Below are 13,616 nucleotides of genomic sequence, written 5' to 3' on the forward strand. Positions count from 1 at the left end.
TTGTGGCTTTATGTGTTGTTATTAGCTGTCACAATAAAAACGGAAATAAAAACCATGAGCCGAAAGGTCAACATCTCGGTAGATAACTTGCCCGATACACTTAGGGGCCAAATTCACGGGGTGGAAAGTGCAATTGATAACGAAAGCTTAGCACTATTTACAGATAATAAAGATGTGCGAATTTCGATAGAAAATGCAGCCCATGGGTTACGCGCTTACTCTAACACATTTAACCATTATGATCTGTGGGGACGCTTTGTTCGCTCAGGACATAAAAAGCTGCCACTTGAAGAAGCCCCTAAAAAAACCATTATTACACGTAAGATATCTGAAAAAGTAGACGGTATTTTATACGATGGTGAAATTAAAATAACACCGGCTGTGGTAAGTACTCGTAAAGATGGTGAAGACGTAGAATACTTAGTTTGGCCATCAGATAGAGAAGAAAAAGTTGAGCGTGCACTTATTCGCCTTGCTTCAAAAGGTAAAATAGTAAAAATTAATTTTAAGTCCGGTATTCAATATGCCGTTGTGTTTTCTATGAACGAATTAGCACAAGAACTTAAAGCGGTAGGTCAATCTATGCCTTACCCACAAATTAAAGAATCGCTTGAAGCATTACAAGGTTCAAAACTTTCTTTTAAATATTCTGCTACTGACACTAAAAACTCTGATATTGATGATTCGTTCTACGAGTCGAATATGAACTTTTTATCGTCTTTACACTTTAGTGGTAAAAAAGGCCAAGGCGGAAATGTTAAATGTGTAGCGTGTTTAAATGCGTTTGTTCATAACATGATCGATAACCTTGAATATAAAGGTTATTATTTTAATAGTGCTCAAGAGTTAAAGCGCGGATTATCGCGTTGGATGATGCTACGTTTATATCATTTATGGCGCTATGCTGCCCCAGGAAAAACATACCATTTTAGACTGCTGTCTATTATGGAAAAATATGGCTCTATCTATTCAACTGATGATATTACCGAAAATAAATTAAAAGCACTGCGCCGTGATATGACTACCACGATGAAAGATTTAATAGAAAAAGGAGCAATATCTGAGTACAGCATTACTAATGTAAAAGATGATAAAACAGGTAATATTGTAGATTACACTTATGAAATGCACCCATCTGATCAGTTTTGTGATGAGATACTGGCATTAAATAAACATAACAAGCGTATAGAGATACAAGGTGGTAAACGCATTGTTGAAAATGCAGTATTAATTGATGAAGATAAGCTGGAAGAAATTGTAGAAAAATAATTATATTAATTTTTACCAGTATTTATATTAAAGGCCACATTAAGTGGCCTTTTTAACATAATTACTTTGTTACTTGTTCTAAATATAATCGGTCTACCAGAAAGTCATACTCACGTTTTCGTGGATGTGATAACGGTTTTTCGTAACTCGGCAGTTGGCCATACTTAACATCGGGTTGTGGGTTTATAAGAATAAAAGGTAAGGCTGCACTAACATGATAACGATTTTGAGCCGTGTATCTAACATTAACTTGTGGGCTAACTCGGGTAGGGCGCCTAATTCGTAATTTTTCTTTTTCACCTAGACTGGCAACACGAACTTGCTCTTGAGCAACCAATGATTGCCATTTTTGCTGATCAATCATTCTTGGGTTTTTATATCCAGCGGACTTTTCGAGCATTTCTAGAGCCATCTTTTTTGTGAGTGTTTTAGTGGCGTGTTTATGCATCCAAGTAAAACGAACTGAAAAAGGGGATTCGCTTTCGCTATGAATTTTACGATAAGCGGCAAGCGTAATTAAATTTGGCATAGCATTATGCACGGCTTCAAATCGAGCATCGTTATTGTCTATCGCCAAAATACAATTTTTAAATGCCGCTTTTGCATTATTAACTTGAGCAATCCGATCAATAATGGCTTGTTTGTTGGCATCTTGTAATATTAATAAACCAGGGTGGCGCTTTAATACGCGACTACTCAGACCAGGCTTTTTATACATATCAGAAAAAGAATTTAAAATAGCCTTTTGTGCTAGTTCCCCTGTAGTTTTAGATACTGCAATCGACTCGGGAATTATATTTTCATCCACAATGCTTATTTCTGGCAGTTGATAGTATTCAGCTTTAGCAAACCCATATTCTTTAAGCTCCTCAATTAGCCTAAGCGTTAACTCATTGAGTAAATCAAACTGACTTCTAATTTGTACCTTTGTAACCATAACACCACCAAGAACACATCTTACTATATTGCTATTTTCGCAAATAACCTTTCCTTTTGGTAGTTATTTTTTAAATATTATTCTAACGCTAAGATTGAATTAAATTAAATTTAGTATGATGTGTTCTTTATTGTTGGTGTGATCATTTTAATAATAATATTTTCTAACTTACTAATAGTTATATATAAACGCAGTATGAAGGAGTGGGTATAACCAGCAGAACTACTCAGCAAGCATATATATTTAAAACTACATAACTGATGGCTGATATATTTAAATTTAACTGTAAAGTTAAGAATACATATTAGTTAATTTAAGTATGATGTGTTCCTTGTATTAACATTATCTTATACAGCTTAGCTAAGTGGCTGCAAGCAAAGCTTAATAAATACCACTCTTACTATTTATCCTATTGTTTTTTAATGTATTAGTGTTCTTTATTTATATATTTATTATCAATAAAATAGTTAAATCATAGATAATAATCCTATTTAAATTTACCTAATAACTAAATAATTGGTAAATAGTCGATTTAGTCCTTGAACAAAGCCCTCTGCATACGTTAATTTCAATACATCAGGTAATAGGAATGAGGAATGAACATGCAATCGTGGAACCCAAATAGTTGGAGAGAACTGCCAATACTGCAGCAGCCACAGTACCCAGATCAAGACATATTAAAATCTGTTGAAGGCCAGCTTAAAAGCGCACCGCCTTTAGTGTTTGCAGAAGAGACTAGAAGTTTGTTTAAACAACTTGAAGATGTGTGCGAAGGCCGCGCATTTTTACTTCAAGGTGGTGACTGCGCAGAATCATTTAGTGACTTTAACGCTGCAAATATTCGCGATACATTTAAGACCATTTTACAAATGGCTGTAGTACTAACCTATGGCGGTAAATGCCCAGTTGTAAAAATTGCACGTATGGCAGGTCAATACGCTAAGCCACGCTCAGCCGACTTAGAAACAATAGACGGTGTTTCGTTACCATCTTACCGTGGTGATATAGTAAATAACTTTGAGTTTACTGAAGAAGCACGTATTCCAGACCCTCAGCGTTTAATGACCGCGTATCATCACAGTGCGGCAACACTCAACCTACTACGTGCTTTTGCACAAGGTGGGCTTGCTGACTTACATCAGGTTAACCGTTGGAATATGGGCTTTGTTGCTGCTAATCCACAAAAAGCAAAATACCAACAGCTGGCAGATAAAATTCAAGACGCTTTAGAATTCATGGAAGTATGTGGTATTAATTCAACTATAGCGCCAAGCTTAAAAGAAACAGATTTATATACATCACACGAAGCGTTATTACTAGGCTACGAAGAAGCATTAACACGTAGAGACCATTTATCAGGCGACTGGTACGATTGTTCAGCGCACTTTGTTTGGATTGGTGAGCGTACACGTCAGTTAGACCATGCTCATATTGAATTCTTTAAGGGCATTAAAAATCCAATAGGCGTTAAAGTTGGCCCAGGTATGGATCCTGACGAACTTATCCGTTTAATTGATGCACTAAACCCAGATAACATTCCTGGCAGGTTAACGCTCATTACACGAATGGGTGCAGATGTATTACCAGAGAAGCTACCGGCGCTTGTTCGCAAAGTACAGCAAGAAGGGCGTAAGGTAATTTGGAGCTCAGATCCAATGCATGGCAATACAGAGAAAGCCAGCTCAGGTTATAAAACTCGTAGCTTTGATAACATTATGCGCGAAATTAGTCAGTTCTTCGCTGTTCACAAAGCTGAAGGTTCATACGCAGGTGGTGTTCATTTAGAAATGACCGGACAACACGTTACTGAATGTACCGGTGGTGCATACGGTTTATCAGATGATGACTTAGCGCAGCGTTACAAAACTCAATGTGACCCTCGCTTAAATGCCGATCAAGTATTAGAGCTTGGCTTTTTAGTTGCAGACCTTTTAAAAGATGCTCGCAAGTAATACGCCTTCTTAATATGTTAAAAGCCGCTATAATTTAGCGGCTTTTTTGTGTGCTGGGCGCAATTACATGCTTAAGTCACATGTTAGTTTGTTAGTACTTACGGCGCTCAAGACCTGTATCAGAAATGATTTTTGCTGAGATCTCTTCAACAGAATGGTGAGTAGAATTTAAATGAGCAATTTTATGCTTCTTGTAGAGCATTTCGACTTCGCGCACTTCAATACGACACTGTCTAATTGATGCATATTTTGAATTTGCCATTCGTCTATCTCTGATCGCAGCCAGTCTCTCAGGGTCTATAGTTAAACCAAACAGTTTATGCTTATAAGGCAGTAAGCACTTGGGTAATCCTTCGCTTTCTAAATCATCTTCTGTGATCGGATAGTTGGCCGCTTTAATACCGTATTGCAGGGCTAAATAGAGGCTTGTTGGCGTTTTACCGCTTCGACTAACGCCAACTAAAATAATATCAGCCTCAGCAAAGTTTTTAATATTACCGCCGTCATCATTCATTAAAGCATAGTTAACTGCATCAATTCTAAAGTCATAACTTTTTTCGTGTATTGAATGGGTTCTATGTACTTTAGGTACTGGGGCAACGTTTAATTCGCTTTCAATTTTTTCGCTATAGGTTGTTAAAAAGTCATACGAGACAGCATCTGCAGAGCGAATAATTTCCGATAATTTATGATTCACAAAAGTAAAAAACACTAGAGGCTTCTCACCTTGCTTAGACGATGTGGCGTTAATAAGCGCTTTGATTTCATGCGCTTTTTCTTCGGTTTCTACAAAAGGAATTGTTTTATGATTAAATTCGACAGGAAATAAAGACAAGGTCGCATGACCAAACACTTCAGATGTGATTGCCGTGCCATCTGAAATATAAAACGCAGTTCTCATAAAGCCTCTTTTTTATTACATTTAATTTTAAAATAAGTGTATCACGGTTTACGTGAGGACGTTTGCCAGTGTAGAATGGGGGCGACCTTTATAAAAGGTTTTCTTTCTTAACTCTCACAGTTAGTACTACAATTTGTTTTTTGGAGAAAGATCCGTGCAAGAATACGTTCTCTGGTATCAAGAGCTTGGTATGCAAGATGTTCCTCGAGTTGGTGGTAAAAATGCCTCACTTGGTGAAATGATTTCAAACTTAGCTAACGCAGGTGTGCAAGTTCCAGGTGGTTTTGCTACTACCTCAGACGCTTTTAACGAGTTTTTAGAGCAATCAGGACTCAACGCAAAAATTCACGACATTTTAGATACTCTTGATGTTGATGATGTAAACACACTCGCCAAAGTCGGCGCCGATATCCGTCAGTGGATTATCGATACCCCATTCCAACCTAGTCTAGATAAAGCAATCCGCGATGCATACAGCCAACTTCATGGTGACGCTTCTGCAGATGTTTCATTCGCTGTTCGATCATCAGCTACTGCTGAAGATATGCCAGACGCCTCGTTTGCAGGCCAACAAGAAACGTTCTTAAACGTTGTTGGTATTGATTCTGTAATGACTGCTATAAAACACGTATTCGCTTCGTTATTTAACGACCGCGCTATTTCTTATCGTGTTCACCAAGGCTACGATCACCGTGGTGTAGCGTTATCAGCGGGTATTCAACGCATGGTACGCTCTGATAAATCAGCATCAGGTGTTATGTTCAGTATTGATACTGAATCGGGCTTTGAAGATGTAGTGTTTATCACATCAAGCTATGGTTTGGGTGAAATGGTTGTACAGGGTGCGGTTAACCCAGATGAATTTTATGTTCATAAACCAACGCTACTTAAAAACAAGCCAGCTGTAGTACGTCGTAACATTGGCTCTAAAGCCATTCAAATGATTTACTCTCAAGACAAAGCTCATGGCAAACAAGTAGAAATTGTTGACGTAGACTCAGCACTTTCAAACAAATTTTCGATTACAGATGAAGAAGTGCAAGATCTTGCCAAACAAGCTGTAATCATTGAAAAGCATTACGGTCGTCCAATGGACATCGAATGGGCAAAAGATGGTAACGATGGCAAACTATATATAGTTCAAGCGCGTCCAGAAACTGTTCGTTCAAACGAAGACACAAACGTAATGGAACGCTTCCAACTAAATGGCAGCAGCAATGTTGTTGTTGAAGGCCGTGCAATTGGTCATAAAATTGGTAGTGGTGTTGTACGTGTACTTGACTCAATCAAAGAGATGGACCAAGTACAAGTAGGTGACATATTAGTTACCGACATGACAGACCCAGACTGGGAACCTATTATGAAACGCGCGGCTGCGATTGTTACAAATCGTGGTGGTCGTACATGTCATGCTGCAATCATTGCACGTGAGTTAGGTATTCCAGCCGTTGTTGGTTGTGGTAATGCAACAGACTTAATTAAAGCAGGTCAAGAAGTTACTGTATCATGTGCCGAAGGCGATACAGGTTTCATCTACGAAGGTATTTTAGACTTTGAAGTACTTACTTCACGTGTTGACGAAATGCCTGAACTTCCAATGAAAGTGATGATGAACGTAGGTAACCCAGATCGCGCATTCGATTTTGCACGTTTACCACATTCAGGTGTTGGCCTTGCGCGCGTTGAGTTTATCATCAACCGTATGATTGGCGTTCACCCTAAAGCGTTATTAAATTTTGATGCACAAACAGATGCATTAAAAGCAGAAATCACAGACATGATTGCCGGTTACGAATCACCTGTTGAATTCTATATTGGTAAACTAGTTGAAGGTATTTCTACCTTAGGTTGTGCGTTTGCACCAGAGCGTGTAATTGTTCGTATGTCTGATTTTAAATCAAACGAATACGCTAACTTAGTGGGCGGCCAGCAATACGAGCCAGAAGAAGAAAACCCAATGATTGGTTTCCGTGGCGCTGCACGTTATATCTCTGAAGACTTCCGTGATTGTTTTGCACTTGAGTGTGAAGCTATAAAACGCGTAAGAAACAGCATGGATATGACCAACATCGAAATCATGATCCCATTCGTACGTACCCTTGAAGAAGGTAAACGCGTTATTGAATTACTTGAAGAACATGGCCTTAAACGTGGCGAAAATGGTCTTAAAGTAATCATGATGTGTGAGCTTCCGTCAAATGCATTAATGGCTGAAGAGTTCTTAGAATACTTCGATGGTTTCTCTATCGGTTCTAACGATTTAACACAGTTAACGCTTGGTCTTGATCGCGACTCAGGTTTAATTGCTCACCTATTTGATGAGCGCGACCCTGCAATCAAAAAGCTACTTTCTATGGCTATTAAAACAGCCAAAGAAAAAGGTAAATATGTAGGTATTTGTGGTCAAGGTCCTTCAGATCATGAAGACTTTGCAGCATGGTTAGTGGAGCAGGGCATTGACTCTGTTTCGCTAAACCCAGATACAGTACTAGAAACATGGTTATACTTAGCAGACAAACTTGCTAAGTAAGTTACCTCGTTAAAAAATGCCAGCAACTGCTGGCATTTTTTATGACTAGAAAATTAATTTTTTGCTAATTTTTTATCTAAATAGGCACATGAACGAGTCAGTGCTTTTTGACACCAAGTTAAATACCCTCTTGCTTTAGGGTAATACATAGAAAAGCAGAATAAACCTGCAATAAAAAATATTAACGATGGCCCTGGCACCACAGCAAACAATAATCCGAGTAAAATAAACAGTGTTCCGCTGATCTGCATTAGTAGTTTTTTCATATAAACCTCATAGTAGGCGTTTAACTTGATTATAATTGCAGCTGCTCATATATCGATAAAAAGAGTGTTACAAACTGTAAAATCTTCAATTTCTATTAGCCATCGCCATGATATAATTACACAAATGCATTAATAAGCGCCGCCATGATAGCAACTATTACACAACAAGATGCCGCGACCGAGCTTGTCGCAAATTATTTAAATACTATAAAAAATCAAGGGTTTACTGGAGATACAGACGCAAGTTATGCAACCAGACTCACAGCATCAACTGATAACAGTATTTACCAGCAGCTTCCGCAAGGTGTTATTTTTCCTAAAAGCGAAAAAGACATTCAAGTTGCTCTGCAAATAGCATCGCAAGACCCTTTTTTATCGTTAACTTTTGGTCCTCGCGGTGGCGGCACAGGAACAAATGGTCAATCTTTAACGCCTGGTATTGTGGTTGATTTATCACGTTATATGCGTGAAATCCTCGAGATAAATGTTGAAGAAGGTTGGGTACGAGTTCAAACCGGTGTGATAAAAGATCAACTTAACGACTTTTTAAAACCGTATGGATTTTTCTTTTCACCCGATTTATCTACTAGCAACCGCGCCACTATTGGCGGCATGATCAGTACTGATGCATCGGGGCAAGGCTCCTTAGTTTATGGCAAAACCAGCGACCATGTTTTAGGGCTAACCACCTATTTAGTTGATGGCACTGCAATGTCTACCAGTCCAATAGACATTGAAAAAGCAAAAATAATTGCCGATCAGGAATCCTTAATTGGCAAACTCTACAAAACAGTATTAGACATATCACTTAATGAACGCGACGCTATATTAGCCAAATTTCCACGGTTAAATAGATTTTTAACCGGTTATGACCTAGAGCATGTGCTAAGTGAAGACTTACAAACTTTTGATATGAGCCGCTTAATAACCGGATCAGAAGGCTCTTTAGGCATAGTTACTGAAGCAAAATTAAACCTAACACCTATCGCAGAATTTAAAACCCTCATAAATATAAAATATGACAGTTTTGATTCTGCGCTTCGCCATTCACCATTTTTAGTTGATGCCCGCGCAACTTCAGTTGAAACTGTTGACAGCAAAGTATTAAATCTTGCTCGTGAAGATATTATTTGGCATTCAGTATCGGACTTAATAACTGATGTACCAAATAAAGATATGCAAGGACTCAACATGGTTGAGTTTAATGCCGTATCACCAGAAGACATAAAAGACAAAGTAGACACATTATGTAAATTGTTAGATGAGTGTGTTGCTAATCAAACTAATGGCGTTATTGGCTATCAGTTAACCAGCGATAAAAGCGATATTTTAAAAATTTATGCAATGCGTAAAAAATCAGTGGGTTTACTCGGTAATGTAAAAGGCAGCCAAAAACCCCTCGCATTTGCAGAAGACACCGCCGTACCACCAGAAAATTTAGCCGATTATATTGTTGAATTTAGAGCGCTGCTTGATAGCTATAATTTACAGTACGGTATGTTTGGTCATGTTGATGCTGGCGTTTTACATGTCAGGCCGGCACTTGATATGTGCGACCCAGAACAAGAAAAATTACTGCGCACTATTTCAGATGAAGTAGTAAAACTCACCGCAAAATACGGTGGTTTAATGTGGGGCGAGCACGGTAAAGGCTATAGAAGTGAATACGGTCCTGAATTTTTTGGTGAGCATTTATTTACGCAATTACGAAAAATAAAATCGGCGTTTGATCCAAATAATAAAATCAACCCCGGAAAAATATGTACCCCGCTTGAAAGTGAAGACTCACTAGTTAGCGTTGATGGGCAAAAGCGTTCTTACTTCGACAAACAAATTTCAATTGATGTTAAGACCAGTTTCAACAATGCAATGACCTGTAATGGTAACGGCTTATGTTTTAATTATGATGAAAACTCGCCAATGTGCCCGTCGTATAAAGTAACTGGCGATCGCCGTAATTCGCCAAAAGGTCGAGCAGGGCTAATGCGTGAATGGTTACGGCTTCAAGAGTCAAAAGATGTTAATTTACTTGAGGTAGAAAAAGAACTTAACAAAGGTGAAGTAATTACTTGGTGGGAGCGCTTTGTTCATAGCAGAGAGAAAAAACAAGGCGTTTACGATTTTTCACATGAAGTAAAAGCCTCAATGGATGAATGTTTAGCGTGTAAAGCGTGTACTACGGCTTGCCCAATAAAAGTAGATGTGCCAACTTTCCGTGCCCGTTTTTTAAATTATTATCACAGTTATTATGCCCGCCCACTCAAAGATTACTTAGTGGGTAATATAGAAAACAGTGCACCGTTAATGGCAAAATTTGCTAGGGTTATTAATCCAATTGTAAAAACATCATTAGTTAGTGGCCTCATTAAAAAAACGGTAGGCTATGTTGATACCCCTCAGCTAAGTATTCCTGCACTCAACAAACGTGTAAACAAAGCGCAAAAATTTAATTTAGAATTACTTAAAAAACTAAGTACCGATGAGCAAAATGATTATGTACTCATTGTTCAAGACCCATTCACCAGCTTTTACGAAGCAGAATTGGTTGAGAGTTTTATTACACTAATTACTCAGCTTGGAAAAAAACCAATGCTGTTACCCTTTAAACCCAATGGTAAACCTCTGCACGTGAAAGGTTTTTTGCATGAATTTAAGCTAACGGCAAAAAATGCTGCAGAGTTTTTAAATCAGCTTAATGATATTAATGCACCGCTAGTTGGTTTAGATGCGTCGTTAGTGATGTGTTATCGCGATGAATATAATACAATTTTAGAAAATAACCGTGGCGATTTTAATGTTCAACTTGCGCATGAATGGTTAGAAACACAATCGTTCAGTGCTTTAGAAGCTAAACAAATAAATACTGAATTTACCTTATTAAGTCACTGTACCGAAACGACTGCATTACCAAAAGCCGCAAGTGTGTGGAAAAATATTTTTGATCAGCTTGGTTTAACATTAAATACCACAAGTACTGGGTGTTGTGGTATGGCCGGTACTTATGGTCATGAAGCACAAAACCAAGCAAACTCCAAAGCACTTTATGAAATGAGTTGGAAACCTATCGTTGATAAAAATAAACCTGAGCAACTTTTATCAACTGGCTTTTCATGTCGTAGCCAAGTAAAACGTTATGAAAAATTTAAGCCTAAGCATCCAATAGAGTTACTGGCAAAAGTACTTAGTTAATAATTTAACTAAGTAAGCTGTAAAATAAAAAGGCGCAACTTATTATTAAGTTACGCCTTTTTATTTTTGTTTATATTTATTTAGTTTTTTTAGCAAAACTGTCTGCAATCGGTTTTGTACTAATACCATGAATAAATACACTAAATAAAATTGTGGTCATAGCAATGGTCGCAATTTGAAATTTATTTTCTATTTGTGTATCAATGACCATTAAAGTAAAAACAATCGAAGCCAATCCTCGCGGTCCAAACCAAGCAAACGTTAAACGCTCTTTTATTTTTAATGACGTATATTGCAGTGACAACATAACAGGAATTATTCTGATCAGTGTTGTACTAAGCATCGCATAAATTATTATTTCAGTATTTAATTTCGGGATCACTAAATAAGCACAAACAAATCCGAATAAGCACCAAATCATCAAAGAGGAAAAGTCAGCTATATGCTCTGAGTCTTCAATCAGCTCTTTGTTTATTTTGGTGCTCGCGTATTTATCAAATAAAAGCCCCGCTACAAATACGGCAATAAATCCACTACCATGAAAATATTGTGTAAGTGAAAATACAGCCATAGCAAAACCCAATAGTAAAAACGGGCTAGTGTTTTGGGCAAAGTAATGTCGCTTCATTGCAAAGTTTAAACACGGAATAAAAACAGCAATACTTGCAAATGCAATTAATAATGCAACTCCCAACTCTCTGCCAAACACACTTAACGTTTGTGTTGCAGTAATTGCAGATTCAGGATTTTTTGCGAGCAGAATAAATATTAAAAATATAGGCACACATAAGCCATCGTTTAAACCGCTTTCTGTATTAATACCTTCGCGTATTTTTTCAGGCACTTTTGTATTACTTAATAACCCCTTACTTAACGCCGCATCGGTTGGGGTTAATATAATTGCGATAAGTGCTGCTTGAATTAATGAAAGCTCAGCAAATAAAAATAACGCGGTTACAATCCCGAGTAATAAAGTTAATGGTAAGGCAACAAATAAAAGTAAACTAGGATATTGAAAACTATGCCTTAATACTCCTAATTTTGACTTTGCTGCATCTGTAAATAAAAAGATACTGAGCGTTAATTCTATAAAGGGTAGTAAATACCGTAAGCCATTTTTAAAATTTTCACTTTCGTTCGGAGCTATCAATGCTAGCAGTATCCCCCCTATAACAAAAAACATCGGCCCGGTAATTTCTGTTTTTTCTAATTGGCGTAGTGTTATAGAATAAATTAAAAATAATGCACCAATAAAAGCAATAACTAAGTATTCCATTAAATCTTCCTTTTTATTCCAGACTTTGCCCGTTCTTTAATATTTGTTTGAATATATATTTGATCAGTTGTGGCTATTTTTGCGTGGCCTAAATCTTCAGATAAATGTTTTAAAGGTCGAGTTTGTGCGTCATGCGTTGCACCGGTATGTCGAAGCCAATGTGCAGTGGCCGCTTCTAATTGTTCCGCGTCATCTTTAAAGCCATCATCAAGTAATGACTGCTGAGCAATATCAAAACTTTGTTGTACTAAACGTCGAATTTGTCTTACTGTCATACCACCTTGGCCACGAATTTTATGCACTAACGGGTCGGATTCGTCAACCCGGGGCAGGGCAGGTAAACCACGGTATAACCGGTAGCGTTTTAAATACTCAAGAAAATCATCACTTAAAGTTACATCTCGTAATTTATTACCCTTACCCATTATACGTAAAAACCAAAAGCCATCGTTATCTTGCCAAAAATGAGACATAACAGGTGACCATTGTGGACGCTCTGATAATTCTGATATACGTAAATATAATCCTTTTAAACAGGCGAGGGTAAAAAGGTTTCTTTCATACTCTGGTTTTTGTTCACACAGATCACGTGTTACACCAAATACGTATTCCCATTGAATATCGCTCAATGTATCGGGAATTTGAATCTGCGATTGCACTACTAAATAAGGGCTATTTTTTTTAACTACAGGTACAAAGTTAGCGAAGGTTTTTTCTTCTAAAATAGCGAACTTGTAAAATACATTAAGTGCAGTAAACATTGCCGATAATGTTTGCTGACTCGCAATAGATTCTTTTTGCATGAAAGGGCGCCAATTTTGGTTTAACCTACGTACTCCTTGCTCATCTTTATAGCGCCACTGCACCGAAGTTGATGCCCACTTTTTATCCGGCTCGACCATAAAATCAACATACGCCTCAATATCTTCACGCTTTAAATCGAATACTGATTTTTCAGCTATAAGCCATGACCACAAATAAAATCGTTCTAATTCATTGCGAAAACGACTATAAGTTGCTTCTGATTTTCGGCCATAAACATATAAAAACTGGTATAAAAAGTTAAGATCGGCCTTTGATTCAGTTACAGTCAAGCTGACTTGCTGTATAAAAGAGGCTAGTTCTGGATATTCTGATTGGAGTGTATTATCTTCAAGGTGAGCTATTTGATAACGTAATTGTTTTAATGTATCGACCAGAGCAACAAGCATAATAGTAAAATATATAAGAAAATAATAGACTTATAGATTAACCTTAAAGTCCGATACTGTCTAGTATTGGACATAACGAAATTTT

General features: G+C 37.5%; 9 protein-coding genes. 4 read left to right on the plus strand and 5 right to left on the minus strand.

Annotation, left to right across the window (positions count from 1 at the left end; genetic code table 11):
* Positions 1-54: 54 nt before the first annotated feature.
* Positions 55-1,269 (plus strand): hypothetical protein, encoded by a 1,215-nt coding sequence (locus AC0VZ5_RS15850; protein WP_013463357.1) that lies wholly within the window; start codon positions 55-57, stop codon positions 1,267-1,269.
* 61 nt (positions 1,270-1,330) lie between these two features.
* Here the strand turns inward: AC0VZ5_RS15850 and AC0VZ5_RS15855 are convergent, their stop codons facing one another.
* Complete coding sequence (locus AC0VZ5_RS15855) at positions 1,331-2,206, minus strand: DNA replication terminus site-binding protein (protein ID WP_475474927.1); 876 nt, start codon at positions 2,204-2,206, stop codon at positions 1,331-1,333.
* A gap of 602 nt (positions 2,207-2,808) precedes the next feature.
* On the opposite strand from AC0VZ5_RS15855, the gene AC0VZ5_RS15860 reads away from it, so the two are divergent.
* On the plus strand, positions 2,809-4,158 hold the full coding sequence (locus AC0VZ5_RS15860; RefSeq protein WP_171039112.1) for a class II 3-deoxy-7-phosphoheptulonate synthase: 1,350 nt from the start codon (positions 2,809-2,811) through the stop codon (positions 4,156-4,158).
* Between the two features lie 91 nt (positions 4,159-4,249).
* Here AC0VZ5_RS15860 and ppsR read toward each other — a convergent pair whose 3' ends face one another.
* Complete coding sequence (gene ppsR, locus AC0VZ5_RS15865; protein ID WP_475474928.1) at positions 4,250-5,059, minus strand: posphoenolpyruvate synthetase regulatory kinase/phosphorylase PpsR; 810 nt, start codon at positions 5,057-5,059, stop codon at positions 4,250-4,252.
* A gap of 154 nt (positions 5,060-5,213) precedes the next feature.
* Between ppsR and ppsA the strand changes: the two genes are divergently transcribed.
* A complete protein-coding gene (ppsA, locus tag AC0VZ5_RS15870; protein WP_008108727.1) occupies positions 5,214-7,589 on the plus strand; it encodes a phosphoenolpyruvate synthase in 2,376 nt (791 codons plus the stop codon).
* A 53-nt stretch (positions 7,590-7,642) separates the two neighbouring features.
* Here the strand turns inward: ppsA and AC0VZ5_RS15875 are convergent, their stop codons facing one another.
* Positions 7,643-7,855 carry a PGPGW domain-containing protein gene (locus AC0VZ5_RS15875; RefSeq protein WP_008108725.1) on the minus strand — a complete coding sequence of 71 codons (213 nt, stop codon included), beginning with the start codon at positions 7,853-7,855 and terminating at the stop codon, positions 7,643-7,645.
* Positions 7,856-7,999: 144 nt separating this feature from the next.
* On the opposite strand from AC0VZ5_RS15875, the gene ydiJ reads away from it, so the two are divergent.
* Entirely contained in the window at positions 8,000-11,044 is a 3,045-nt protein-coding gene (gene ydiJ / locus AC0VZ5_RS15880; RefSeq protein ID WP_475474929.1) for a D-2-hydroxyglutarate dehydrogenase YdiJ, read from the plus strand.
* Positions 11,045-11,120: 76 nt separating this feature from the next.
* On the opposite strand, the gene AC0VZ5_RS15885 is transcribed toward ydiJ, so the two are convergent.
* Positions 11,121-12,320, minus strand: a complete 1,200-nt coding sequence (locus tag AC0VZ5_RS15885; protein WP_475474930.1) for a cation:proton antiporter — start codon at positions 12,318-12,320, stop codon at positions 11,121-11,123.
* On the minus strand, positions 12,320-13,531 hold the full coding sequence (locus AC0VZ5_RS15890; protein ID WP_008108719.1) for a tyrosine-type recombinase/integrase: 1,212 nt from the start codon (positions 13,529-13,531) through the stop codon (positions 12,320-12,322). Before AC0VZ5_RS15890 ends, AC0VZ5_RS15885 begins: the two co-directional genes overlap by 1 nt.
* Positions 13,532-13,616 lie beyond the last annotated feature (85 nt).

The sequence above is a fragment of the Pseudoalteromonas sp. QJM3NY_12 genome (genome assembly GCF_056173165.1).